22 protein-coding genes are annotated in these 25,644 nt (G+C 45.2%); 15 read left to right on the plus strand and 7 right to left on the minus strand.

What is annotated here, in order from left to right:
* Positions 1–2 precede the first annotated feature (2 nt).
* Positions 3–1,811, plus strand: a complete 1,809-nt coding sequence (gene atzF / locus AC13CK_RS02575; RefSeq protein ID WP_425878476.1) for an allophanate hydrolase — start codon at positions 3–5, stop codon at positions 1,809–1,811.
* Positions 1,808–2,830, plus strand: a complete 1,023-nt coding sequence (locus AC13CK_RS02580; RefSeq protein WP_482830925.1) for an ABC transporter substrate-binding protein — start codon at positions 1,808–1,810, stop codon at positions 2,828–2,830. The genes atzF and AC13CK_RS02580 overlap by 4 nt, the downstream gene beginning before the upstream one ends.
* Positions 2,831–2,918: 88 nt before the next feature.
* Here AC13CK_RS02580 and AC13CK_RS02585 read toward each other — a convergent pair whose 3' ends face one another.
* The 7 genes from AC13CK_RS02585 to AC13CK_RS02615 all read right to left on the minus strand — a co-directional run bounded on the left by AC13CK_RS02585 (position 2,919) and on the right by AC13CK_RS02615 (position 8,897).
* Positions 2,919–3,248, minus strand: a complete 330-nt coding sequence (locus AC13CK_RS02585; protein ID WP_425878472.1) for a DMT family transporter — start codon at positions 3,246–3,248, stop codon at positions 2,919–2,921.
* An 8-nt stretch (positions 3,249–3,256) separates the two neighbouring features.
* Positions 3,257–4,138 (minus strand): hypothetical protein, encoded by an 882-nt coding sequence (locus AC13CK_RS02590; protein ID WP_425878470.1) that lies wholly within the window; start codon positions 4,136–4,138, stop codon positions 3,257–3,259.
* Positions 4,135–5,142 (minus strand): isopenicillin N synthase family dioxygenase, encoded by a 1,008-nt coding sequence (locus AC13CK_RS02595; RefSeq protein ID WP_425878468.1) that lies wholly within the window; start codon positions 5,140–5,142, stop codon positions 4,135–4,137. The genes AC13CK_RS02590 and AC13CK_RS02595 overlap by 4 nt, the downstream gene beginning before the upstream one ends.
* Before the next feature lie 77 nt (positions 5,143–5,219).
* Positions 5,220–6,101, minus strand: a complete 882-nt coding sequence (locus AC13CK_RS02600; RefSeq protein WP_482830926.1) for an ABC transporter ATP-binding protein — start codon at positions 6,099–6,101, stop codon at positions 5,220–5,222.
* On the minus strand, positions 6,101–7,045 hold the full coding sequence (locus AC13CK_RS02605; protein ID WP_482830927.1) for an ABC transporter permease: 945 nt from the start codon (positions 7,043–7,045) through the stop codon (positions 6,101–6,103). Before AC13CK_RS02605 ends, AC13CK_RS02600 begins: the two co-directional genes overlap by 1 nt.
* 246 nt (positions 7,046–7,291) lie before the next feature.
* Positions 7,292–8,308, minus strand: coding sequence for a CmpA/NrtA family ABC transporter substrate-binding protein (locus AC13CK_RS02610; protein ID WP_247143727.1), 1,017 nt, complete (start codon positions 8,306–8,308; stop codon positions 7,292–7,294).
* A 10-nt stretch (positions 8,309–8,318) separates the two neighbouring features.
* Entirely contained in the window at positions 8,319–8,897 is a 579-nt protein-coding gene (locus AC13CK_RS02615) for an ANTAR domain-containing response regulator (protein WP_004280362.1), read from the minus strand.
* 503 nt (positions 8,898–9,400) lie between these two features.
* Here AC13CK_RS02615 and nirB point away from each other — a divergent pair.
* The 13 genes from nirB to AC13CK_RS02680 all read left to right on the plus strand — a co-directional run bounded on the left by nirB (position 9,401) and on the right by AC13CK_RS02680 (position 25,291).
* A complete protein-coding gene (gene nirB, locus AC13CK_RS02620) occupies positions 9,401–11,947 on the plus strand; it encodes a nitrite reductase large subunit NirB (protein ID WP_482830928.1) in 2,547 nt (848 codons plus the stop codon).
* A 24-nt stretch (positions 11,948–11,971) separates the two neighbouring features.
* Positions 11,972–13,582 carry a nitrite reductase small subunit NirD gene (nirD, locus tag AC13CK_RS02625; protein WP_482830929.1) on the plus strand — a complete coding sequence of 537 codons (1,611 nt, stop codon included), beginning with the start codon at positions 11,972–11,974 and terminating at the stop codon, positions 13,580–13,582.
* Positions 13,583–13,764: 182 nt separating this feature from the next.
* On the plus strand, positions 13,765–16,542 hold the full coding sequence (locus AC13CK_RS02630; RefSeq protein ID WP_482830930.1) for a molybdopterin-dependent oxidoreductase: 2,778 nt from the start codon (positions 13,765–13,767) through the stop codon (positions 16,540–16,542).
* A complete protein-coding gene (gene mobA / locus AC13CK_RS02635; RefSeq protein ID WP_005266359.1) occupies positions 16,539–17,165 on the plus strand; it encodes a molybdenum cofactor guanylyltransferase in 627 nt (208 codons plus the stop codon). The genes AC13CK_RS02630 and mobA overlap by 4 nt, the downstream gene beginning before the upstream one ends.
* 230 nt (positions 17,166–17,395) lie before the next feature.
* A complete protein-coding gene (moaA, locus tag AC13CK_RS02640; RefSeq protein ID WP_425878456.1) occupies positions 17,396–18,421 on the plus strand; it encodes a GTP 3',8-cyclase MoaA in 1,026 nt (341 codons plus the stop codon).
* A 2-nt stretch (positions 18,422–18,423) separates the two neighbouring features.
* Positions 18,424–18,690 (plus strand): MoaD/ThiS family protein, encoded by a 267-nt coding sequence (locus AC13CK_RS02645; RefSeq protein WP_114541240.1) that lies wholly within the window; start codon positions 18,424–18,426, stop codon positions 18,688–18,690.
* Position 18,691: 1 nt separating this feature from the next.
* Positions 18,692–19,234, plus strand: a complete 543-nt coding sequence (locus AC13CK_RS02650; protein WP_425878454.1) for a molybdenum cofactor biosynthesis protein MoaE — start codon at positions 18,692–18,694, stop codon at positions 19,232–19,234.
* A 70-nt stretch (positions 19,235–19,304) separates the two neighbouring features.
* The gene (gene moaCB / locus AC13CK_RS02655; protein ID WP_004646996.1) at positions 19,305–20,228 is read left to right on the plus strand and encodes a bifunctional molybdenum cofactor biosynthesis protein MoaC/MoaB; all 924 of its coding nucleotides are present in this window, start codon (positions 19,305–19,307) and stop codon (positions 20,226–20,228) included.
* On the plus strand, positions 20,225–21,466 hold the full coding sequence (locus AC13CK_RS02660; protein WP_310078425.1) for a molybdopterin molybdotransferase MoeA: 1,242 nt from the start codon (positions 20,225–20,227) through the stop codon (positions 21,464–21,466). Before moaCB ends, AC13CK_RS02660 begins: the two co-directional genes overlap by 4 nt.
* A gap of 47 nt (positions 21,467–21,513) precedes the next feature.
* Positions 21,514–22,278: a molybdate ABC transporter substrate-binding protein gene (modA, locus tag AC13CK_RS02665; protein ID WP_425878452.1), complete on the plus strand. Its 765-nt coding sequence runs from the start codon at positions 21,514–21,516 to the stop codon at positions 22,276–22,278.
* 6 nt (positions 22,279–22,284) lie between these two features.
* A complete protein-coding gene (gene modB, locus AC13CK_RS02670) occupies positions 22,285–22,968 on the plus strand; it encodes a molybdate ABC transporter permease subunit (RefSeq protein ID WP_004646992.1) in 684 nt (227 codons plus the stop codon).
* Between the two features lies 1 nt (position 22,969).
* Positions 22,970–23,611 (plus strand): ATP-binding cassette domain-containing protein, encoded by a 642-nt coding sequence (locus AC13CK_RS02675; protein ID WP_425878450.1) that lies wholly within the window; start codon positions 22,970–22,972, stop codon positions 23,609–23,611.
* Positions 23,612–23,941: 330 nt separating this feature from the next.
* The gene (locus AC13CK_RS02680) at positions 23,942–25,291 is read left to right on the plus strand and encodes an MFS transporter (protein WP_004646990.1); all 1,350 of its coding nucleotides are present in this window, start codon (positions 23,942–23,944) and stop codon (positions 25,289–25,291) included.
* The last annotated feature ends 353 nt before the right edge of the window (positions 25,292–25,644 follow it).

Consider the following 25,644-nt stretch of genomic DNA (forward strand, 5'->3'; position numbering starts at 1 on the left):
CTGTGCACAACTTATGGACTGTACAGGACTGGCAACACGCCTACCAGAATAACAATATCCAGCTTAGTGACCTGATTGAGTATGTTGCCGGGTTGAATAATGACGATCATGCCTGGATTTCAATTGCGACGGCAGCACAATTACAGGCACAAATTGATGCATTAACTGGTGCAGATACTGAAAGCTTGCCACTTTATGGGGTGCCATTTGCGGTCAAGGACAATATTGATGTTGCAGGGTTCTATACCACAGCAGCATGTAAAGAGGCAGCTTATCTGGCGACTTCCGATGCAACAGCAGTAGCCAAATTAAAAGCTGCCGGCGCGATTGTCGTGGGTAAAACCAATCTAGATCAGTTTGCGACGGGTCTGGTCGGTGTGCGTTCCCCATACGGCGCCGTGAAGAACAGCTTTAATCCTGAATATATCAGTGGTGGTTCGAGTTCAGGTTCCAGTGTAGTGGTAGCCAATGGATTAGTGCCATTTTCACTGGGTACAGATACTGCAGGTTCAGGACGTGTACCGGCAGGGCATAATAACATTGTTGGACTCAAACCGACCAAAGGCTGGTTCTCGACTACCGGCCTGATTCCGGCTTGCCGCACCATCGATGTGATTTCGATTTTTGCATTAACGGTGGATAATGCCTGGCAGGTAGCGCAAGTCATGCAGGGCTATGATGCCAGCGATGATTATTCCCGAGTACATCCTCAAAATGTACCGAGCCAATTTTCAAAAGGGAAAATTGCCATTCCAGATACACTGGAATTTTATGGCGATGCTGAAACTGAAAAAGCATTCCAGCTGGCGATCGCACGTGTACAAAGCTTGGGTTATACGGTTGAGCCGATTGATTTTGCTCCATTTCAACAACTGGCAGCGGCCTTGTATAACCGCTCTTGGGTGGCTGAACGTACCAGTGCCGTGGAAAAAATGGTGCAACGCGAGCAGACCCATCCGGTCATTGGCCAGATTATTGCGCAGGCAGACCGGTTCAATGCGGTCGATGTCATGCAGGATGAATATGAACGTGCCCACCTGAGCCGTGTTATTCAAAATACACTGGCAGATTATGATGCCTTGATGGTGCCTACTGCACCCACCATTTATCGCATTGCAGAAGTAGAAGCCGATCCTCTGGTAAAAAACAGCCACATGGGCGCTTATACCAATTTTGTCAATTTTGCCGACCTGTCGGCTTTGGCATTACCAAATAGCATTCGTGCTGATGGTCTTCCAACGGGTGTGACCTTTATTGCGCCAGCCTGGATGGATGAAGCACTGGCCAAATTCGGGCAAAAATGGCAGCAATCGAGCCAGTTAAAGCTAGGCACCTCTGAACTTAGCTATGAAAAAACAACTGAAATCTCATCGGATCACAGCGTCAAACTGGCTGTCGTCGGTGCACATCTAAGTAGAATGCCGCTGAACTTTCAGCTGACCACACGCAGTGGCACCCTGATCAAGCAGACCCGGACTGCTTCGCATTACAAACTCTATGCTTTAAAAAATACGACACCGCCAAAACCTGGCCTGCAATACAACGCGAAAGGTTCTTCAATTGAAGTAGAGGTCTGGGACATTCCGCGTGCACTGTTCGGAGACATTGTTGCAGAAGTTCCGGCACCTTTGGGGATCGGCAATGTCCAGCTGATTGATGGCACTTGGGTCAAAGGCTTTATCTGTGAAGGCTATGCACTTGAGGATGCAACAGATATTAGTCATTTCGGTGGCTGGCGCGAATTTATGAAATCTAAACAACTTTCAAATACCAAATTTAAATGTGAATGCATAGGGGAAGTCGCAAAATGATCAAAAAAGCACTGATGTCCGTTTCCGTACTGTCTGCAATCCTTTTTAGTGGCTGTGACAATACCGCTAAAGTACCTGAACCAAATGCCAAGGCAGAAGGAGGTGTGACTACTCAGCCCATCCGGATTGGTTATAGTGACTGGCCGGGATTTGTGGCCTGGCAGGTGGCGATTGAAAAAGGCTGGCTGGAAGATGCCGGAGTTAATGCCGATTTTAAATGGTTTGACTATTCTGCTTCACTCTCTGCATTCGCAGCGAATCAGCTGGACGCCGTACTGGTCACCAATGGTGATAATCTGGTCACTGGTTCTGGCGGTACCAAGGGTGTGATGATTATGGCAACTGATTATTCAGCTGGAAATGACGTGATTATTGCCAAGAATGGCATTAATTCGATTCAGGATCTGCGCGGTAAAACAATCGCGACTGAAAAAGGCCTCGTTGATCACTTGTTACTGTCCACTGCACTGGATGATGCCAAGGTTAAACTGAATGAAGTTAAACTGGTCAATACCATGACCAATGAATTGCCACAGGTGTTTGCCAGTCCCGATATTGATGCGATTGCGGTATGGCAGCCAGTGGCGAATCAGGCTTTATCCGCGGTGGCCGGTTCCAAGATTATTTTCACCTCTAAAGACAAGCCGGGATTAATTTACGATACCTTGACCGTGAATCCAGCCCATCTGGAAGCCAATAAAGAGCAATGGAAAAAGGTGATTCAGGTTTGGGATAAAACCGTCAAATACATCAATGACCCGGCGACTCGTGAAGATGCCGCACAGATCATGGCCAAACGTGTTGGTGTCGATGCGAAAACCTATATGCAGTTCATTGATGGTACGCATTTACTTGATCTGGCCGCCAACAAGAAAGTCTTTACCAAAGGTGATGGTTTCGACTCGATCTATGGTTCCAGCTATCATGTGAACAAGTTCAATGTGGCCAACGGCATTTATACGACTGAAATGAATGTGGATGGCGTGATTGTTCCTACATTAGTACAAGAACTCAAATAGAGTATATCTCCTCATTCGGGAATATAATCTAGACCCATAAAAAATCCCCAGATTGGGGATTTTTTATTGTTAGATGAATATTAAAATATTAAAGCTGCGTACTTTTGGAAAAGACATTGATAAAAATAATGCCAATGATCATAAACGCCAGACCGATCAGCGCGGGAAGATCCAGTTCCTGTTTAAACACCAAGAGACCAACCGTTGAAATCAGGATAATGCCGGCACCGGACCAGATTGCATAGGCAATGCCCATCGGAATGGTTTTCATGGTCAGTGACAGGAAAAACAGGGCAACGGCATAACCGGCAATGGTGGCAAGTGAAGGCCAGAGCACGCTAAAACCATTGGAAGCTTTCAATGCAGAAGTCGCAATGACTTCTGCAATAATGGCAATCGAAAGATATAAAAAAGACATATTTCTCCCTATAACACCCGTTCTGCATGTTGCATCAGGTGATCCTGTTCTGACTTCAGCCAGATTTCAGCTTGTGTAGTCGTGGGGGTTGTATATTGAAATTGGTAATCTGGCTGGTATATATCCAGCTCAAAAATCAGGTCAATGTCGCGACCATCTAAAATGACATGCTGAACCAGACTGCTTCCATTGAGAACTTCAAAATTTTCCAGGTTAAAGAGTTTGCCTGTCTCACTGCTGCGGGTGCTGTAAGTTTTAGCTTGACCATCAGTCCCGATAGAAACCTCAAAACTTTCCACCAAGGCAAACACGGTCGGATCGACAGCTTTCAAGTCCATTTGAGCTACTGCACTTTGCACTTCAGGCAAACGCGTCAGAGCATAGGCAATATGATCAGCACAAATAATCAGGCCACCATCCATTTTCAGTTCCTGACCAGATTGAACATCAAGCGCAGACTGAAGCCGCAGCCCTACAAATAAACCGTGCTGTACCTGCTGGCGCCAGTCTTCGACATACACATTACTTGGAGAAAATTCCAGAATGCAGTTGCCAATCGCATGCAACCTGGCTGGTTCCGGCCATTGCACATGATTCTGGTAATTGGCGTAGTCTTTCACGTCCCAGGACAAGAGTTGGCTAGCGTTATCCCAAAACGTATTGCCAATCCAGCCTTGGCGTTCCTGAACAGCAGTTCCCGTCTGGCTTTTTAGACGAAGATCAATGGTAAAACTGTGCGACTGAAACCAGTACACAATGGTATTTTCATCAGTTAGGCCATTATAAAAACTGATGCTTTTACGCCGAAATGCCCCATATAAAAAGCCCGGAATAATCTCTGGCTGAGGGGTAGTGGGCTTTAAAGTTTTAATTACTTCAAACAGATTCATGATGCTGTCTCCGTCTGTTCTTCAAGTCCAAAAGAGGAAAGTGGTACAGCATTTTTTAAGATCAGTTCACCGCTAGCAACGCGCTGTTTTAAATATTGAAAGGTCTGGGCGGTCTGATTAAACAGATGTTCGCCCCCGATCAGGGCAGAATATTTGGAGTTTTCAGTGTGAATAACCGGTTCAATCACGGTGTCATAATTGCAGGCGCAAAACAGAGGGAATGAATAACGTTCTTCAGAGACTTTTTTCACGCGGTGCTTGGTGGCGAGATATTTACCATTTGACAGAATTTCCATCATGTCACCGATATTCATCACCAGTGTATTTTCAATCAGTGGAATGTCGATCCATTCGCCGGCTTTATTCAAAACCTGTAAGCCGGGTGCGGTGGGTAACAGCAAGGTAAAGCATTCGTAATCGGTATGTGCGCCAATGCCTTCGGCATCTTGCACTTCCGGATTATAGGGATAATGAATCAAGCGTAGCTGACTTGGTGCATCAGTAATTTTGCTTTCAAAAAAGTCCTCACGAACGCCCAACGCCAGTGCAAAGGCAGAAAAAATCTGCCGGCTGATCTCACGCAGATGACTATAGTATTGGCTGACAATAGACTTGAAATCCGGATGGTCTGGCCATAAGGTGGGCCCAAGTAAAGGACAGTCTTTTCTTACCCCCTGATAATCATAATTGACATCATAGGCTTCTTTTAAATCATAACTGTTGCCGGCAAACTGTTCTTCGCCAATCGGCACATAGCCACTATGGTTTTTTGATTTGCCAATATAGTGCTGCATTTTGGTGTCCAGATCCTGAGAAAAATAGGACTGGGCCATTTCAATCAGGGCTTTGGCGTAATCAGAATTAAACTGGCTACCTTGCAGATAAAGAAATCCGACTTCTTTACAGGCATGATCCAGAGCATGAGCAACTTCAATACGATCGGCTAAATCCGGACTTTGTAATTTTGAAATATCAACCAGTGGGAGTACATATTGCGCTTGCATGATAATCACCTCTAATGTTGGTCGTCCAACACAGCGATTAAAACCTTCGGGTCGTCCCAAAGGCATTTTGGATAAGATTATTTATTGCTGCTGACCTTGGTCATACGCGGAATGACCGGCAGTTCTGCCAGTGCCGGATCCAGTTCATCTTCTTCAGCATGCACCAGATAATCGACACGTTGTCTTAACTGTTTAAATTCAGGACTAAGCATGACGTCTGGATGGCGTGGACGAGGTAGATCAACTTCGATAATTTCTTTGATTTCACCCGGATTGGCTTTCAGCGCCACAATACGGTCGGCCAGTAAAATGGCTTCATCCATATCGTGGGTCACAAAAATAATGGTGATATCAATGTTTTGCCATAGGTCCATCAGGTGACGCTGCATTTTTTGCCGCGTATGTGGATCAAGTGCCCCAAAGGGTTCATCCATCAACAGGATTTTCGGTTCATTGACCAAAGCTCGGGCAATCGCGACACGCTGTTTCATCCCGCCAGACAACTCATGCGGATACTGGTTTTCATACTTTTCCAGACCAATGATATTGATCCATTCACGTGCCTGTGCTTCTGCCGCTGCACTACTTTGGCCTTTCATGCGCGGACCAAACATGACATTTTCCTTGACGGTTTTCCATGGAAACAGGGTATAGCCCTGAAACACCATGCCACGCTCCGGACTTGGGCCGGTAATTGGCTGGCCATCCATCAGAATCTCACCACTGCTATAAGGATCCAGACCGGCCACTACACGGCTAAAGGTTGACTTGCCGCAACCGGAAGGCCCAATCACACAGATGAACTCACGCTTATGAATTTTCAAATCTAGAGCATTTAAAACCGTACGTTCAGTTTTGCCATGACTGAATTTTTGTGTCAGTTGCTTCGCTTCCAGAATCACCGGACGGCTATAAATCTTGTCAAAGTATTCGCGGGTATTAAATTCAGTGTTTTGCATCAGTTAGCTCCCGGTTTCCATTTAAATAAGCGTTGTCCCAGTTTCATTAAAATCACATCACACAGCAGACCAATCACCCCAATGATCAGGATCGCGGCAAAGACATTATCAAAGTTCTGATAGCGGGCTTGCTGGGTAATGAACCAGGTAATTCCGGAGGTGCTGCCGATCAATTCTGCTACGATCAGGTATGTCCATGCCCAACCCAGCAGCACACGCAGAGTGCGGTAAATTTCAGGCAGGGCCGCTGGAATCACCACATGCAACAGGCTTTTCAGTTTATTGGTGCCCAAGGTAAAACCGGCTTCAATCAGGCTGCGATCCACCAGACGTGTGGTATTGGCAATGATCAGGATTTGCTGGAACAGGGTTCCTATCACAATAATGGCAATTTTGGGTGCATCATTAATTCCGAGAATTGCCACTGCCAGTGCACCAAAGGCGGGAGCAGGTAAATAGCGGAAAAACTCAACAAAGGGTTCGGTCAGCTGGGAAATTTTATTTGAAAATCCGCATAAAATACCGAGTGGAATACCAACCAAGGAAGAAATAAAGAACGCGGTAAAGACCAGTTTGATACTGTGCCACAGGTTTTCATGAAACCAGGGTGCATTGGCTTGGGTAGGCTCCGTGGTAAAAGCTGTGATCAGTGCAATCGCAACTTCATGTGGTGCAGGTAGATAAATTGGGTTGACCAGAATACCTTGCGGCGGAGCCAGACCCTGATCTACTGCAGACTGCGCAGCAGAAAAAAACTGGTTTTTATCAATACGACTCTCGACCTGTAAATAGGCAACACTACCTGAATCCGTAATTTGGACTTGTGGATGCCAGATAAATGGCAAATAACTGACTGCACACCAGATCAGAATTGGTATTAAAAACGACCCCAAGCCAAACAGTAACTTATTTCTTTGACTGAGTTCACGCGCAACGTAACTCATAGTGTTGCCCCTCAATATTACAATTTTTATAAAACGTAATACTGATTAAGCAAAATGGATGCCATTTCATCCCAAATCCTGAAATGACTTTAAAAAGGACTTATTTTTATAGCAAAAATTAGCAGACAACTCTTAATCATATTCAAGAAGTTAGATCAGAATGCAGAGATTTTTTAATCATTTTCTGGAAAATAGACTCAATGAAAAAGACCTGAAAAATCAGGCCTCTTTTTTCAGTAACATCATTTAGCCAATAATGTCTGCATGCTGGCTTTGCAAACTATAGATGCACTGTTCTGCAATCTGTTTTTTCTCGGCTACGGTCATTTCAATATCTTCCCATTTCTGCATCTGCTGCAGAAGCCAGATAAAATCATCGACTTTCGGTTGGGCACTTTTCCCAACAAAATTCCGGATAATATTCTTGATCTTGTAAAAGTCATAGACATGCCGCTGGGCGGAACATTCAAACTGAATAATCTGATAATCGACTAACATATCCCAGACTTCGGAAAGATCAGGGCGCTGCTTTAAATCATCCTGCGCTTTTTGTACTGCCTTGACCACTGCCTCTACGGTAAATGGATGCTGTTCTGCCCATTCCTGGGTCATGGCCAAGACTTTATCGGCAACTTTTGGAATGACATTCTGGCTTGCCGCGACGATAAAACTATAGCCTTCAAGTTTGGCCTGAATATTCCAGGGTTCTCCCACGCAAAAGCCATCGAATACCTGTTCCGCGATTCCTTTTACCATGGAAGGCGGTGGAGAGGTCATCAGCTGGATATTCTTGGCCAGTTGTGGATCAGTCAGCGCCAGCCATTCTTTTAAACAGTAATGGTGAATCGAATATTTATACACATAGGCCAGATTGATGGAATGATTCTGTTGTAAAGCCTGTACCAGTTTCTTTGAGGTATTCTGTTCATCATCCCCAGGCTGGATGCCGAGTTCATAGCACAAATCCTGGCGCAGGCTAATAAAAGCCTGATTCACGCTCAGTACTAGAGGGGTTTGCAAAGCCACCTGTAACTGGTCTGTACCCAGGGCGGCAGCGGGCAGCATGGCAGACAAGCAATGTGCAGCATCCAGAAAGCCATAGGCCAGACGGTCACGCAAACTAGACCAGGAGGCTTCATGGATTAAATTGATGGTTAATCCTTGCTCAGCAAAATACCCCTGTTTTTCGGCCCAGAGAATGGCAACACAATCAAGTAAAGGAATATAGCCAATATTGAGTTCAGTTTTTTCTAATGTGGACATATGCTTTTCCTTATTGGCCCAATAACAGCTTCTGTGCATCCAGTAAGCGTCTGGCCATTTCACCAATGGTAATCCGGTGACTCATGGCATTTTTACGCAATAAAGCAAAAGCTTGCTCTTCCGTTAATGCATGCAGCTGGATGAGCAACGCTTTGGCTTTATCGATATCTTTACGGTCAATCAGTTTGTCCTGGGTTTCTTTTAAATCATTCAGCAGCTTTTTATGCTTGCGAAACTGTTCAATTGAAATTTCCAGAATGCTTTCTAGTTTGGTGGGATCAATACCATCGACAATATAAGCCGTGATTCCGGCATCAATCGCACTTTTGATGGTGTCTTTATTGGAGTTCTGGGTAAACAGCACGGTCGGAAGTTCATATTGGCTGACACAGCTTTCAATAATATCCCGATGCGGATGATCCATATTCAGCAGGATCACATCTGCATGAATACCCTTAACATGTACCATATTCAGGTCATTCAGGATTAAACAGGCCACCACCTGAAAATCATGTGAAAGTAAGGATTCCTGGATGAATTGGGCGCGCTCCAGATCATCATCAATAAGAGCAATTCGTAATTTGGACATGGAATATTTTCAAGTAAGGCCTAAGGAATATTCAAGCAGGAGTAAAGCAAAAAACATGCCATTAAATTGGTGCATAAAATTCTATTTTTCTGTTCAATTTAGTGCATAGCTTTAGGGATTTCAGCTGATGGCTGATCAAAATGAAGCGTTTAGGTGGATCATCTGCCTGAAATAAGGCGTTTTCTTATTGGAAAAGTTGGCACGATTTCTGCATTTATTAAATCGTCAAAGATGACTTTCAATACTAACAACGGCCAACGATGTCCGTTCTGATCGTAATTGCACTTTCAAGGAGTGTGATTGGTATTTCGTTCAGCACAGGATAAATGACATGGTCAGTTGTTCAGCAATACAAAACGCACAAGCGTTTCAACCCTTCCTCCAGCATTACAAAGCGCTGGGTTGCGGTATTTACAACATATTCAATCAGCAGACATATCAATGCCTAGACGTGATATGCGGCTTTTTATCATCTTTAAAAAAACAATAGTTGGAGTGCAGATATGAAAATTCTCATGATTGGGCATGGCATGGTGGGGCATAAATTCATCGAATCTGTACTGGAACAGGCCGGTGATGACATTGAGCTGACCATTTTGGCAGAAGAGCCACATTTAGCTTATGACCGGGTACATTTGACCGAATATTTCAGCGGCAAGTCGGTCAAGGATCTGAGTCTGTGTCGTAGTGATTTTGCCGATGCTTATGGCATTGATTTGCGACTTAATACTAAAGCGGTTGAAATTGATCAGCTCCATAAAACCGTCACCACCAGCCAGGGTGATGTGCTGAGTTTTGACAAGTTGATTCTCGCTACCGGTTCTTATGCCTTTGTGCCACCAATCCCGGGCAATGACCGTCAGAATTGCTTTGTTTATCGTACCATTGAAGATCTGGATGCCATTCGTGCAGCCAGTCTGAATGCCAAAACTGGCGTAGTGATTGGCGGCGGCTTGCTAGGGCTGGAAGCAGCGAAAGCCCTGCGAGATCTGAATCTGGAAACCCATGTCGTAGAATTTGCTCCGCGTCTGATGGCGGTGCAGATTGATGATCTGGGCGGCCGGGTACTGCGCTCTAAAATTGAAGACCTTGGTGTCAAGGTACATACTCAAAAGGCCACGTCAAGTATTGAAGATGGTGACAGCACTCAGCATGTAATGAAGTTCGGAGATGGTTCGGTGCTTGAAACCGATATCATCCTGTTCTCGGCCGGCATTCGTCCGCGTGATGAACTGGCGCGCCAAAGTGGTTTACTGATTGGTGAGCGTGGCGGCATCATCATTAATGATTATTGCCAGACCTCACATCCGGACATTTATGCCATTGGTGAATGTGCACTTTGGGACAATAAAATTTATGGTCTGGTTGCACCAGGCTATGACATGGCGCGGATCGCGGCAAAACATGTCCTAGGCCAAGAAAGTCATGCATTCGCTGGTGCGGACATGAGTACCAAGCTCAAACTGATGGGCGTGGATGTTGCTTCTATTGGTGATGCACATGCCATGTCCCCAGGTGCTTTGAGCTATTTCTATGCTGATGAAGCCGCGCAGGTTTATAAAAAAATCGTGGTGTCAGCAGATAAGACCAGGCTGCTGGGCGCGGTGCTGGTGGGCTGTGCCAAAGAATATAGTGATCTCCTGCAAATGATGCTGAATGGTCTGGCTGTACCGGAGCAACCGGAAAGCCTGATCATGCCGGGCTTTGATCAGTCAACCTCCAAATCAGGTGGCAGTGGCATCGATTTATTGCCTGACAGTGCGACCATCTGTTCATGTAATAACGTTTCTAAAGCTGATATCTGTTCAGCCATTGATGGCGGTGCAACTTCATTGGGTGCATTGAAAAAATGCACGCAGGCTGCAACAGCGTGCGGTGGCTGTGCGCCACTGGTAACGCAGGTTCTCAAATCTGAATTACAGCGTCAGGGTGTCACGGTGAACAATCACCTGTGTGAACACTTTGCCTATTCACGTCAGGAACTGTATCACCTGGTTCGTGTGCATGAGATCAAGACATTCTCTGACCTGATTCAGCAACATGGGCACGGCATGGGCTGTGATATCTGCAAACCGACTGTAGCCAATATTCTGGCATCCTGCTGGAATGATTTTGTTCTGAAACCAAGTCATGCCGGTTTGCAGGATAGTAACGACTACTACCTCGGCAATATCCAGAAAGATGGTTCCTATTCGATTGTGCCACGTGTGGCAGGCGGCGAGATTACTCCAGATGGTCTGATTACCATCGGTCAGATCGCCAAAGATTATGGTCTATATACTAAAATCACGGGCGGACAACGAATTGACATGTTTGGTGCGCAGGTACATCAACTGCCTGAAATTTGGGAAAAACTGATCAATGCCGGTTTCGAGTCCGGACATGCTTACGGCAAATCCTTACGTACGGTGAAATCTTGTGTGGGTAGTACCTGGTGCCGTTTTGGAGTCGATGATTCTGTCGGCTTGGCGATTTTCCTGGAGAATCGTTATAAAGGCCTGCGTTCACCCCATAAAACCAAAATGGCAGTATCCGGCTGTACCCGTGAATGTGCAGAAGCACAGAGCAAGGATGTCGGTGTCATTGCCACGGAGAAAGGCTGGAATCTATATGTATGCGGTAATGGCGGTATGAAACCACGCCATGCTGAACTGCTCGCCTCGGATCTGGATACTTCCACACTGATCAAATATATCGACCGCTTTTTTATGTTCTATATCCAGACGGCAGACCGTCTGCAACGTACCAGCGTGTGGCGTGACAATATGGAAGGCGGGCTGGACTATCTGAAAGATGTCATTGTGCATGATTCACTGGGTATTGCTGCTGAACTGGAAAGTCGTATGCAGCATGTGATTGGCACTTATCAGGATGAATGGCGCAGCGCGATTGAAGATCCTGAAGTGCGCAAACGCTTTAAGACTTTTATTAATGCCAAAGTAGCCGAGCAGAATGACCCGCATATTCAGTTTGCGCCTGTACGTGGCCAGATTCGTCCAAAGACAGAAGCTGAACGTGATTTAAACCGTATTCCAGTGGTTGAAGCCTAAATACCACAGTCAGGGAGAATGAAAATGACAATTTTAAAAGACATGAACGAACTGAACTGGTACGAAGTCTGCAATCTGGATGAGATCACTCCGAATACCGGTGTGGCAGCCCTGATTGAAGATCAGCAGATTGCAATTTTTCGCGTGGGTCAGGAACAGCGGGTTTATGCACTCAGCAATCAGGATCCGTTTAGTCTGGCCAATGTCATGGCACGTGGCATTCTGGGTGATCTGCAAGGTGAGCGTGTAGTCGCATCCCCAATTTACAAGCAGCATTTCAGTCTGGTGACCGGTCGTTGTCTGGAAGAACAAGAGCAGAAATTACTGGTATTTCCAACCCGAATTGAAAATGGCAAAGTTCTGGTGAGTCCGACTCCACAAAAAACTTATATTTCCAGTAATGGTCAAAACACAGAGCGCTTAAAACTGGTACTGGTCGGGAATGGACTGGCGGGTATGCGTTGTCTGGAAGACTTGCTGGATATGGCGCCAGATCGTTATGACATTACCGTGATTGGGGAAGAGCCATGGGGCAATTACAACCGGATCATGTTGTCACCGGTATTGTCTGGTGAGAAAAGCTTTGCCGAAATTATGCTGCATTCAGCCGACTGGTATGCTGAAAAAGGCATTCGATTCATTGCTGGAGATGCTGCTACCGCTATCGACCGTTCACGTAAGCAGGTTCATACCGAAAAAGGTGAGATAGTTGCTTATGATCGTCTGATCCTCGCGACCGGTTCCAAACCTTTCGTACCGCCAATTCCGGGTGCTGAACTTGAAGGCGTAATTAGCTTCCGGGATATTCAGGATGTTAACCGCATGCTGGATTACTGCAAAACCAGGCAAAACACCGTCGTGATTGGAGGTGGGTTGCTGGGTCTAGAAGCAGCTTATGGACTGAAGCAGCAGGGGATGAATGTGACTGTGCTGCACCTGATGGACCGTATTATGGATCGTCAGCTGGATATGAAAGCCAGTCAAATGCTGAAAAAATCAATTGAAGATAAAGGTATCCGGATCATCACCGAAGCCAACACCGAAGAGCTGCTCGGTATGGATGGTCACGTGACTCAACTGCGGCTAAAAGACGGGACAATGCTGGATGCCGATTTGGTGGTCTTTGCTGTCGGGATTCGACCCAATAAAACCCTGGCTGAACAGGCTGGCTTACGCTGCAATCGCGGAGTACTGGTGAATGACACTATGCAGACCTATGACCCGAGTATTTATGCAGTGGGGGAATGTATTGAGCATCGTGGCCAGACCTTTGGACTGGTTGAGCCATTATGGGGACAGGCCTTTATCTGTGCGACGCATTTGGCTGAACATGGCCGACTGACCTTTAAGGCACCGACTGTTCCGACCCAACTCAAGGTTAGCGGATGTGATGTCTTTTCGGCCGGAAATTTTGAACCTCAGGATGATTTTGAAGATATCGTGCTGAATGATGAGAAGCGTCAGATTTATAAACGGATCATCATTCAACAGGACAAGGTCATTGGTGCTGTGCTATTTGGCGATACCGAAGATGGGGCTTGGTATGCAGAACTGATTGCAGACCAGACACCGATTAGTAATATCCGCAGCAAACTGCTTTTTGGTCGGGATTTTGCATTAAAAAAGGCAGGGTAATCGGATAAACCTCCTCCAAACCCTCTTTGAAAAAGAGGGGAACCTCCCTCCTTTGCTAAAGGAGGGTTGGGGAGGATTAAAACTTTTGAGATATAGAAAATATTTAAATCAAACCTGTAAAAACTAGATATCAGAGATTTGGTGAAACACGTGAATTTGGATGATTAAGGAGCACAGCAGCAATGAATAGTATTCCGGTTATGGAACTAGATAGCTCTACTGAATCCCAAATAAAAACTACTCAGACGACCTGTCCTTATTGTGGAGTAGGCTGTGGCGTCATCGCGCACGTAAGCCAAACCCCGATGGGTGAAAAGGTTCAGGTTGAAGGCGATGTTCAGCATCCTGCGAACTTGGGCAAGTTGTGTATTAAAGGCAGTCATCTCGCCGATACACTTAGTCTAAAAACCCGACTTCTGCATCCGATGACTGGTCGAAAAGAACAGCGACAAATAAGCACTTGGGATCATGCCATTTCAAGTATTGCCAATAAATTTCAGCAATGTATTGATCAGTATGGGCGCGACAGCATCGCCTTTTATGTCTCTGGCCAGCTTTTAACTGAAGACTATTATGTGGTGAACAAGTTTGTAAAAGGCTATCTCGGTACTGCCAATATTGATACCAATTCAAGACTGTGCATGTCATCTGCTGTGGCAGCGCATAAACGGGCTTTTGGCGAAGATCTGGTACCGGCCAGCTATACAGATTTTGAGCAGACAGAAATGGTGGTTCTGGTCGGATCCAATACCGCCTGGTGCCATCCGGTGCTTTATCAGCGCATCATGCAAGCTAAAGAAGAGCGGGATTTATTTGTGGTAGTGATTGATCCACGCTTTACTGCAACCTGTGAAGCGGCAGATTTACACTTGCCGATTTTACCAGGTCAGGATGTCGCGCTGTTTAATGGCTTGTTGCAGTATCTTCAGCAACATGGCCATGCTGATCTGGATTTTGTTACCCAACATACTCAAGGTCTGGAGCAGGCACTTGCCAGCAGTTTGACAGAGTCATCACTTGAAAGCGTGGCAAAGCGTACTGGTATTGCTATTGAAAAATTAACCTTATTTTTTGAGAAATTTGCCCAGACTGATAAAATCATGAGCCTGTTTTCCATGGGTGTAAACCAATCCTCTCAAGGCGTAGACAAGGCCAATAGCATTATCAACTGTCATTTATTAACAGGAAAAATAGGCAAACCCGGTTCAGCACCTTTTTCCATGACCGGACAGCCGAATGCGATGGGCGGACGGGAAGTCGGTGGGCTGGCCAATATGCTGGCCAGTCATCTGGATTTGGATAATCCGCAACATCAGCAACTGGTGCAGGATTTCTGGCAAAGCCCGGTCATCGCGCGGCAGCCCGGATTAAAAGCAGTCGATTTATTTCAAGCGGTGGAAAGCGGGAAAATCAAAGCCATCTGGATTATGGCCACCAATCCGATCGTGAGTTTGCCCGATGCAGATCAGGTTAAACGCGCTCTGGAGAAGTGTGAATTTGTGGTGGTCTCCGATATTTGTCTCAACACCGATACCACGCAATATGCCGATGTACTGTTACCGGCACTGGGTTGGGGCGAAAAAGATGGCACAGTCACCAATTCGGAGCGCCGTATTTCCCGGCAAAAGGCCTTTTTGCCGGCTCCGGGTGAAGCTAAAGCAGACTGGTGGGCCATTTCCCGGGTGGCTCAGGTCTTAGGTTTTCGCGGTTTTGACTTTAACAACAGTCATGACATTTTTCTGGAACATGCCCGTTTATCTGCCTATCAGAATAGTTCGCTTTCGCAACGTGAAGATACACCGAATTTTCGCTATTTCAACCTGCAAGGTTTAACTCATCTCGGTTTTGCTGAATATCAGAATCTAACACCGATTCAGTGGCCAGTCTGGGATAAGCAAGAAGTTTATCAGGTTGATCAACTATTTAGTCAAGGCCAGTTTAGCCATGCAGATGGCAAAGCCAGATTGGTGCCAACAGTTGCAGCCGATCCGGTACATGCTATTTCTGCTGAATATCCTCTGATCCTGAATACCGGACGCATTCGCGATCAATGGCACACCATGAGCCGTACCGGATTATCTGCCAGTTTGTCCCAGCATCGTGCCGAGCCTTATTGCGAGCTGCATCCGCAAGATGCACTGAAGTATGGCCTGAAAGATGCCGAGCTGGTCGAGGTGAAATCCGCTTGGGGAAGTTGTGTACTCCGTGTGCAATTTTCACAAAATATACGACGTGGCCAGATTTTTGCACCGATTCACTGGAACGACCAGTTTGCATCCGATGCGCGGATTGGCAAAGTGGTGAATCCGGTGGTTGACCCGATTTCCGGCGAGCCAGAATTTAAGCATACTCCGGTGATGATCCAGCCATTTTATACCCAGTGGCAGGGCGTGCTGTATGTACGGGAAGGCTTTGAGCAGAAAATCCAGACCATGATTAAAAATACGGTGTGGTGGAGCAAAACTCAAACCACTCAGGCCATCCGGTATGAACTGGCAGACCGGCGCCGTTTTTCTGATATCACCGGGCAGATCAAGAGCCTGTTAGCCTTTGATGATGAAAGCTTTGAATGGCTGAATCTCGAAGATCAAACGGCGCATATCAGTCATAGTGTGGTGCTTCAGGATGGCCAGTTAATTGCCAGTTTTTATATCGCACCGGCGGCACTATTGCCAGATCGTGACTGGGTGGCAGGCCTGTTTAGACGTGAACGTCTGAGTGCATTACATCGTAAAGCATTGCTGGCAGGTCAGGCCATGTCGATGGGAAATAGTGAAGGGCCATTAGTCTGTAGCTGTTTTAAGGTCGGTAAGAACCGAATTATTCAAACCATTAAAGATAAAAATATCACGCATGAAAAACAGGTAACTGCATGTCTAAAAGCCGGAGGAAATTGTGGTTCATGTTTGCCAGAAATTAGAGGCCTGATTAAAGCCTGCCAGACGGAGTACATAGAATGAAAAGAAGAGTGATGAAGACGGTGTCTTATCCGGAAACTGATGTGGTGATCCTGGCCGGAGGTTTAGCGCGGCGCATGAATGGCATCAATAAATTGCTGCACAAATTTGATGATGAAATCCAGCTCATTAAAATCCATCAGCAGTTGAAGTCCCGGGCAAGCAAAGTTTGGGTCAATAGTCATCGGGATCATTCCATTTATAAACGGATGATTCCTTCGATCGACTTTTATCAGGACGATGAACCCGGTTTTCAGGGACCATTGATGGGCATGAAGAGTGCCTGGTCACATGTACAATCTGATTATGTGCTGTTCGTACCCTGTGATGTGACCTATATCCCCAAAAAGGTCATTTCACGTTTACATCAGGCCTTGCAACGACATCCTTTATCTGAAGTGGCGGTAGTTGAAATCAATGAAAAGGCATTGTTTCCATTCTGTCTGATGAAACGCAGCAGCTTACCCACTCTTATACAACATCTTGAAAATGATCAGCACAGTTTAAAACTCTGTTTTGCTGACATGCACATGCAGCGGGCAAGCTTTAAAAATCGTGCCCTGTTTTTTCACAGTATTAATTCATTTGACGAGCTACAGCAGCATCAACAGCTTAACTTTCTCTAGCGTTTAAAATGCTAAAAGTCGAATTATCATATTCTGGTTCACCAAAATATTGCTTTTTTTATTTTTCGAGCGAAATTTTGGACTAAAAAAGAACAAATATTACCCATTAATATTCATTAAACATAAATTTGTGCAAAGTTGGAACACTTATTGCTCATTCATTGTGAAGAAATAGGGTAGTAAATCAAGACTGTTAAATAACCGTGCAGATCTCATCATGGACCGCAGCAATGAACAGCATGACAGCTTTAGCACCTCGCAGTATCTTTCAGGATCAGTTTGGACGCCAGAAACGTAAGTTGCGGATCTCGGTGACTGACCGTTGTAATTTCAAATGCAGCTATTGCATGCCTGAACATCCGCAATGGATAAATAAAAAAGATTTGCTCAGTTTTGAAGCCCTGTATGCTTTTTGCGAGTTTATGGTGCGACACGGGATTGAGCAGATCCGGGTGACGGGTGGCGAACCGTTGATGCGTCAAGGTATTGTTCATTTTATTGCTCGCTTGCAGACATTGAAAGCCTTTGGCCTGAAACGTATTTCCATGACCAGTAATGGCCATTATTTAAAAGATTATGCTCAAGCGCTTAAACAGGCAGGACTGGACGATCTGAATATCAGTCTAGACAGTCTTGATCCAAAGCAGTTTCAGCAACTGACCCAAAAACAGTTACAGCCTGTACTTCAAGGTATTTCTGCCGCACAGCAGGCAGGTTTGACCGTCAAGATCAATAGTGTGCTCATCAAAGGCATCAATGACAATCAGATTATTCCTTTGGTGAAATGGGCACAGCATCAGGCTATAGAACTGCGTTTTATTGAGTTTATGCCCCTCGATGGCGATCAGAAATGGAATCCGTCTGATGTCATCAGTGAGCAGGATATCCTGGATCAACTGAAAACTGAATTTGATGTCCAGGTATCTCAAGGACAGGGCGCCAATCCAGCCCGTGGCTATCTGGTCAATGGGCAGCCTTTGGGGATTATTTCTACCATTACCCATTCATTTTGCGGTGATTGTGACCGCCTGCGCCTCAATGCCCAAGGTGAATTTTATAACTGTTTATTTGCCAGACAAGGCCTGAACCTTAAGGCAGATATCGAACAACTGGCGCTGGATCATTTCGCCACACAGACATTTCAGCACAAGCTCCACGCTTATATCTGGCATAAGGAAGCCGGCTTCCATGCGATCCAGCAAACACCAATACAAAAGCCGATCCGCAAAATCAGCATGCACAGCATTGGAGGATAAATATGTCTCTCACTCAGCAAAAATTAATTCATATCAAAATAGAAGCCTTCGGTGCGATTGAACGACAACTTCCAGCAGATTTAAATTTGCAATGCGAGTCTGAAATTCATGTTTCTGAAGTCCTGAACCAGTTGCTATCCATTTATCCTGATATACAGACCATGCTGGAACGTTGTGCATGTGCAATCGGTGAAGACATTATTTCCAGACAGAACGTTTTAAATCGGGACAGTACGCTGGTGCTGTTATCGCCGGTAGCAGGAGGCTGAGATGCAACTCAAACCATTAAAACAATTTGCCCGAATCCAGCAGACTGCTTTTAAGCTGGAGGATTTTGATGGTATTCAGCATTTTCCGGAATGTGGTGGAATCGGCATCTTTGTCGGAACAGTACGTAACCATCATCAGGTGAAAGCTGTGCGTGCCCTGAAATATACCGCCTATGCGCCTGTGGCTGAAAAAATGATTCGTGAAATTGAACAGCAGATCCAGATCAAATACCAGGTGTCTTATGTGCGGGTAGTGCACCGTATTGGTGAGCTGGAGGTTGGGGAAACAGCCATTATTGCTATGGCTTATGCGGCCCATCGTCGTGAGGCCTTCGCTGCCTGTGAGGAAGCTGTGGAACGGGTGAAGCATGAGGTTCCGGTCTGGAAAGAAGAGTTTTATCTGGATGGTAGCAGCCAGTATGTGGAAGGCTGTTGTATTCGAAAAGATCATGGACCTGAAACTAATCACTCTCATCATGCAGAAGAAGCGCATTGTCACCATCACCATGTAGCAGAACATGCTTGCCAATCACCATCTAATTAAATGCGTCCAATGAGGATGCATAAGATGAATCACTTTAAAACAGATTTTAAAAATTAGCCTGGGATGAATCATGAAAAATGTAGGGATGAAAGCAGAAAGTTACCGTACAGCAATTGCCACTGGAATCCTGCATGCACCGCCACATTGCATTGAGTTGCTGCGTAATGGCAATACTGAAAAAGGGGATGCCCTGAAAACAGCACGTATTGCCGGCATTCTGGGTGCCAAACGGACCGATGAGCTGATTCCATTGTGCCATCCATTACCGATTTATCGTGCCGATGTGGAATATGAACTGTGTGATGCACATGTCGAAATTATTGCTACTGTTGAAACCATTGGACCAACTGGTGTGGAAATGGAAGCTTTGACAGCGGTCAGTCTGGCAGGTCTGACCTTGTATGACATGCTGAAGCCGCATTGTGAACCGGAAGATTTGTCGCTGGATCAATGCAGGTTGCAGCAGAAAAAAGGCGGAAAATCACATTTTACCCGCGTACTTAAAGAGAGTCTGTCCGCTTCGGTTATTGTGCTGTCCGATACGGTTGCAGCAGGCAAAAAGCCGGACACTGCCGGACAAAACGTAATGGAAATTTTAAAAGAAGCCAATTTTGATTCTATTAGTTATCAGGTTATTCCCGATAGCCCAGAACAGCTCTTGACCCTGATTGAACAGCAGAAAAATCAGTATCCGCTGATTCTAACTGTGGGCGGTACTGGCTTAGGTCCTAAAGACCTGACCGTCGAAACCCTACAACCTTTGCTGCAACGGGAAATTCCCGGTTTAATGGAAGCTTCACGTAGTTTTGGGCAAAAACGTACCCCTTATGCAGCATTAAGTCGTGGCGTGGCTGGCTATATTGAGAACAGTCTGGTGATGACCCTACCGGGAAGTCGTCAGGGTGCGAAAGAATCTCTGATCGCGGTACTTCCGGCTTTGGTGCACTTGTTTGATGTGCAAAAAAATATCCCACATGCGGGGGGCTATCAATGAATCAGGCAATATCGCATTCAGCCTGCGGTGCTGAGCCGGGACTGATTTCTGTTGATCAGGCACTACAGATGATACTTGAGCAGACGAATGTCTTGGCAACTGAAAGCCTGCCGCTTGTTCAGACTCTGAATCGCTATCTGGCAAAAGCGATTGATTCGGCTATTCCATTGCCGCTGTTTTCACAAAGTGCTGTAGATGGCTACGCGCTTTGTAGTGCAGAAAATGTTAGTGCTCACAGCACTTTTGAACTCATTGGAGAGATTCGGGCAGGGCAAAGTACTGAAATTGAACTGCGGCCAGGTCAGGCGGTCCGGATTTTTACCGGTGCCAGGATTCCAGCAGGAACTACAACGGTCGCCCGTCAGGAAATTGTCAAATGCCATGCCAATCAAATCATTATTACAACAGACCTAAAGCCTCATACGGATATACGTGATGCAGGCGAGGAAATCGCACAAGGGCAGCGTCTGGCAGATGCAGGTCAAAAACTGCATGTAGGTGCAATTGCAGCTTTGAGCATGGCAGGCGTAAAGCAGGTTTCAGTCTATCGTTATCCTAAAATTGCTGTTGTGATTACTGGAGATGAAGTCGCTTCCAGCATTGAAGACCTGAATTCCGGAAAAATCTTTGACGCCAATGCTCCACTGATTCAGGCCTGGTTTCAATCACAGGGTCAAAACGTAGATATTCTGCATGTTTCAGATAATGAGTATGAGCTGCAAACGTTAATACATCGTCTTAAAAACCAATACGACTTCATATTGACCACAGGCGGGGTTTCGGTGGGTGATTATGATTTCATTCGTCCTGTTGCCCTGGAGCAAGGTTTTGAGCAGATTTTCTGGAAAGTGAAGCAGAAGCCCGGAAAACCGATGTTATTTGCCAAGTATCGTCGAGATGATCAAGGTTACTGTTATCTCTTGGGTTTGCCGGGAAATCCGGCTGCTGTGTATGTCGGGATGCAAATCTATACGGCAACTTTACTGAATGCCTTACAAGGGCAAAAGCAGTCACCTGCATGGCTTAGTGCGGTAATGACACATGATTTGAAAGCGGATGCACGTGAACGTTTTTTAAGAATGGCTGCAGAATTTGATCAGGGTACTTTAAAGCTCAAAAGCCTGGCGAAACAGCAGTCGCATATGTTGAGTAATCTGATGCAGGCCAATTGTCTGGTACGTATTCCGGCAGCAACAGAAATCCAAGCCGGGCATGTGGTACAAGGTTTACTGATTTGAAATGCCTGTCGCAATTCTCAATATTCGAATCACATAGAATGAGAAAGATGGATTTACTCAAAGTTCTACTCACTGGCGTGCTGTTGACTAGCCCCATGCTGTATGCCGAAACAGTTAAAATATATGCCGCAGCCAGCCTGACCAATGCGATTACTGATATTTCCAGACTATATGAGCAACAGCATCGGGACATCCAGATCGTTCCGGTTTTTGCTGCGTCTTCGGTATTGGCGAAACAAATTGCGGCGGGAGCCAGCAGTGATCTATTTTTCTCTGCAGACCTGGACTGGATGAATGATCTGATCAAGAAACAAAAAATTCAGATCGGTCAGATTCGACCTTTGCTTTTGAATGAACTCGTATTGATTAGTCCTATTCAGCAAAAAAATCATTTTAAAATGTCAGCCGACTTTAATCTTGCTAAAGCCTTTCAAGGCTATCTATGTACCGGACAAATGGAATCGGTGCCTGCCGGAAAATATGCCAAGCAAAGCTTAACCCGGCTAGGGTGGTTGAATCCGCTTCGGGGCAGAATAGTCGGTACGGATAGCGTTCGTTCAACCTTGGCTTTTGTAGAACGTGGCGAATGTCAGGTCGGCATTGTGTATAGAACTGATGCCTTGATGAGTAAAAAAGTTAAAATTTCAGGAGTATTTCCAGCCAGTACACATCGTCCGATTGTGTATCCAATCGCTTTAACCCGGCAGGGCCAGAAAAATCAGGCAGCAGTCCAATTTTCTGAATTTATCCAGACGAGTCCAAGGGCCAGGCAGATTTTCCAGAAATATGGTTTTAAGCTTAAGGTAGGCTAACTGCTCATGCTTACACCAGAAGAACTGAGTGCCTTAGCGCTTTCAGCCAAAGTAGCGGGCTTTGCCACAGCGGTGTGTCTGCCATTTGCTATCGCCGTAGCATGGTTACTGGCGCGTTATGAATTCAGGGCCAAATTTCTTGTAGAGGCGATATTGCAGATGCCCATGGTGCTACCGCCGGTGGTACTGGGGTATCTTCTGCTCCTGCTGTTTGGTCATCAGGGGATGTTAGGGCAATATCTGCATGCATGGGGAATTCAGCTGATATTTAACTGGAAAGGTGCGGTACTGGCAGCAATCATTGTGGCATTTCCTTTAATGGTACAACCGATTCGTTTGTCTTTTCAAATGATCAACCGGCAATTAGAACAGGTGGCAGGATCTCTAGGCGCTGCACCATGGCGGGTATTCTGTAGCATTAGCCTGCCTCTGGCTTTGCCTGGAATTTTAATCGGTAGCATTTTATGTTTCAGCCGCAGTCTGGGAGAATTTGGTGCCACCATTACCTTTGTTGGCAATATTCCAGAAGAAACCCGCACGATTCCCATCGCCATTTATAGCCTATTACAACAGCCTGATGGAGAAAGTATGGCTATGCGTTTGGTCATTTTATCTCTGATTCTGGCTTTTTCAGCCTTGATTGCAAATTACTGGATTATGCAGAAGTATCAACGTAAATTGGAGGGCTAAGATGCTGAAGTGTGATTTTCAGTTTAATTACGCAAATTTCCAGCTACAGGCCAGTCTGGATATGCAGACGCAGTTGATTGGTATCGTCGGAGCATCAGGAAGTGGAAAAAGCACCTTTTTAAAAAATATTGCAGGGCTATTAAGACCTTCACAAGGCTTTATTCATTTCCAGCAAAAAATATTATTTGATCATCAGCAGAAACTGAATATTCCTGTTCATCAAAGAAAAATTGCCCTGATTTTTCAGCAAGCCTTGCTGTTTCCGCATCTGAATGTCATGCAGAATTTAAAATATGCAGAACAGCTAAATATAAAAAATAAAGGTCAGCAGAAATTTATGTTTGAAGACATTGTGGAGCTACTCGAATTAAAGGCTCTGCTTCGGCATCGGGCGCATCAGCTTTCTGGTGGACAGGCACAGCGCGTTTCTATCGGTCGTGCACTTTTATCTTCTCCCGACCTATTACTTTTGGATGAGCCTTTAAATGGACTGGATCAAAAGCTGAAAAACCAGATTTTACCTTTTCTGAAAATTGTGATTCATCAAACAGATTTACCCATAATTTATGTGACTCATCATGTAGATGAAGTGGCGTATTTACAGGCACAACTGCTGCATTTTGAAAAGGGAAAAATTATTTGATCCAGCCCTGCACCGATTTAAACCAGCAATGACTCCGGGCAGGTCATCCTATCGCTGTTTTGCTCATAATTTCTCAGAAGATATCTATTTTTCTCTCTATTTTTAAGAAAGAAAAGTCTAAATTTGAAAGTGAAATAAAAATTATTTTATATAAAAGAATAGTTTATTTTATGTTAAAAATAATCTGGCATGACCTATGCATATATCTGATTAAAGTCAAAGAAGACTCAACATTTGTATGACGGCCAATGACGTCCGTTCTGATCGTTACTGATATGCCTTGTGCATCACAGTGACTTAAATACGTTCAGTTCTGGTAAGGAAATGGCTATGTCTTCAAATACAAGTCTCAATAAAGCAACAAAAATAAGTCTATTTAACTTCAGTAGTTCAGCGATGCGGGCCTTCCATATGAGTTGGCTCGCTTTTTTTGTCTGTTTCTTTGCGTGGTTTGCCTGTGCACCCTTAATGCCTGTCATTGCCGGTGAATTCAGCCTGACCAAAGAGCAGATCGCCAATATCAATATTGCCGCAGTCGCTATTACAATTCTGGTGCGTCTGATCGTGGGGCCGTTGTGTGATAAATACGGTCCGCGTAAAACCTATACCGCCTTACTGATTATTGGCAGTATTCCGGTGTTTGGTGTGGCGTCGGCCAACAGTTATGAATCTTTCTTGTTTTTCCGTTTATTGATTGGCGCCATCGGTGCCAGCTTCGTGATTACTCAATATCATACCAGTATCATGTTTGCGCCAAATGTGGTGGGAACGGCAAATGCAACTACAGCAGGTTGGGGGAATGCCGGTGGCGGTGCGACTCAAGCCCTGATGCCGTTAATGCTGGCTGCTTTGGTGATGTTCGGTGTAGAACAGGCAATGGGTTGGAGAATTGCGCTTCTGGTTCCAGGTATTCTGATGATCATTGTCGGGATACTGTACTGGAAATTCACACAAGACTGTCCACAAGGTAATTTTAAAGAACTCCGTGCTCAAGGTATTTCTGTCGGTAGCGATAAAAAAGGCGGCCTTGCCATCTTAATGCATGCCGCACGTAACTACCGTGTGTGGATTCTGTTTGGCGCTTATGCAGCCTGTTTTGGTATTGAAATTTTTATCCATAACATTATTGCTTTGTACTTTGTCGACAACTTCCAGTTTGGCTTAAAAGAGGCAGGCATGGCTGCCGGAATTTTTGGTTTACTGGCATTGTTTGCCCGTGCCTTGGGTGGCATTGTTTCGGATAAAGTCGCGATTCAAAAAGGTCTGGATGGTCGAACCAAAGTTCTGTTTGCCTTGATCATGCTGGAAGGTCTGTTTCTTATTCTGTTTTCGCAAATGAATAGCGCGACCTTGGCTATTATGGCGATGACTATATTTGCCTTGTTTACTCATATGGCATGTGGTGCAACCTATGCACTGGTGCCTTTTATCGACCGTGATGCCTTGGGTGGTGTGGCCGGTATTATTGGAGCAGGTGGCAATGTCGGCGCGGTAGCTGCAGGTTTCCTGTTAAAAGGCATGCTGGATATTCAAACCACCCTGATGGTACTGGGTGGCTTGGTGGTGATTGCTGCAAGTTGTGTGTTGATGATCCGCTTCTCTGTCGAGCATAAAGAAAAAGAACAGCGTTTATATGAACAGGCCGTGACTGAACGTCATCTGGCAGAAGCACAGCAATAACACTACATTCCTGATTTAAAATGAATCAACAAAAAGGATATTGCTATCCTTTTTGTTGTTTTTGCTAACTCAATAATAAAATAATGAACCCAATATTCAGAATAGAAAAGTATTATTTAAAAAGAACAGGACGGTTGAATTCATCTAATAAAAATAAAAAGCATTTATAGTTTATATGTTTAATTTGAGATGAAAAAAATTATATGTCTTTTAATAGGGTGTGTTGACACTTTTAGCTTAAAAAAATAGCGAAGTAGTAAAATCAAATCGCCAAACCCAATTTTACTATTCGCTATGCCTCGTACCATGCTGACAGATCAACACTGGCAAAAGTTGAAAGTTATTCTGCGTAA

It is taken from the genome of Acinetobacter sp. L-24, from assembly GCF_056857555.1.

Excerpts from the sequence above, each read along its gene's own strand:
- nirD (WP_482830929.1), top strand. The coding sequence starts at position 11,972 with ATGACAATTTTAAAAGACATGAACGAACTGAACTGGTACGAAGTCTGC.
- AC13CK_RS02680 (WP_004646990.1), top strand. The coding sequence starts at position 23,942 with ATGTCTTCAAATACAAGTCTCAATAAAGCAACAAAAATAAGTCTATTT.
- AC13CK_RS02585 (WP_425878472.1), bottom strand. The coding sequence starts at position 3,248 with ATGTCTTTTTTATATCTTTCGATTGCCATTATTGCAGAAGTCATTGCG.
- AC13CK_RS02595 (WP_425878468.1), bottom strand. The coding sequence starts at position 5,142 with ATGCAAGCGCAATATGTACTCCCACTGGTTGATATTTCAAAATTACAA.
- AC13CK_RS02580 (WP_482830925.1), top strand. The coding sequence starts at position 1,808 with ATGATCAAAAAAGCACTGATGTCCGTTTCCGTACTGTCTGCAATCCTT.
- AC13CK_RS02590 (WP_425878470.1), bottom strand. The coding sequence starts at position 4,138 with ATGAATCTGTTTGAAGTAATTAAAACTTTAAAGCCCACTACCCCTCAG.
- AC13CK_RS02645 (WP_114541240.1), top strand. The coding sequence starts at position 18,424 with ATGTCTCTCACTCAGCAAAAATTAATTCATATCAAAATAGAAGCCTTC.
- moaA (WP_425878456.1), top strand. The coding sequence starts at position 17,396 with ATGAACAGCATGACAGCTTTAGCACCTCGCAGTATCTTTCAGGATCAG.
- nirB (WP_482830928.1), top strand. The coding sequence starts at position 9,401 with ATGAAAATTCTCATGATTGGGCATGGCATGGTGGGGCATAAATTCATC.
- modA (WP_425878452.1), top strand. The coding sequence starts at position 21,514 with ATGGATTTACTCAAAGTTCTACTCACTGGCGTGCTGTTGACTAGCCCC.
- moaCB (WP_004646996.1), top strand. The coding sequence starts at position 19,305 with ATGAAAAATGTAGGGATGAAAGCAGAAAGTTACCGTACAGCAATTGCC.
- mobA (WP_005266359.1), top strand. The coding sequence starts at position 16,539 with ATGAAAAGAAGAGTGATGAAGACGGTGTCTTATCCGGAAACTGATGTG.
- AC13CK_RS02675 (WP_425878450.1), top strand. The coding sequence starts at position 22,970 with ATGCTGAAGTGTGATTTTCAGTTTAATTACGCAAATTTCCAGCTACAG.
- AC13CK_RS02630 (WP_482830930.1), top strand. The coding sequence starts at position 13,765 with ATGAATAGTATTCCGGTTATGGAACTAGATAGCTCTACTGAATCCCAA.
- AC13CK_RS02605 (WP_482830927.1), bottom strand. The coding sequence starts at position 7,045 with ATGAGTTACGTTGCGCGTGAACTCAGTCAAAGAAATAAGTTACTGTTT.
- AC13CK_RS02660 (WP_310078425.1), top strand. The coding sequence starts at position 20,225 with ATGAATCAGGCAATATCGCATTCAGCCTGCGGTGCTGAGCCGGGACTG.
- AC13CK_RS02610 (WP_247143727.1), bottom strand. The coding sequence starts at position 8,308 with ATGTCCACATTAGAAAAAACTGAACTCAATATTGGCTATATTCCTTTA.
- AC13CK_RS02615 (WP_004280362.1), bottom strand. The coding sequence starts at position 8,897 with ATGTCCAAATTACGAATTGCTCTTATTGATGATGATCTGGAGCGCGCC.
- modB (WP_004646992.1), top strand. The coding sequence starts at position 22,285 with ATGCTTACACCAGAAGAACTGAGTGCCTTAGCGCTTTCAGCCAAAGTA.
- AC13CK_RS02650 (WP_425878454.1), top strand. The coding sequence starts at position 18,692 with ATGCAACTCAAACCATTAAAACAATTTGCCCGAATCCAGCAGACTGCT.
- AC13CK_RS02600 (WP_482830926.1), bottom strand. The coding sequence starts at position 6,101 with ATGCAAAACACTGAATTTAATACCCGCGAATACTTTGACAAGATTTAT.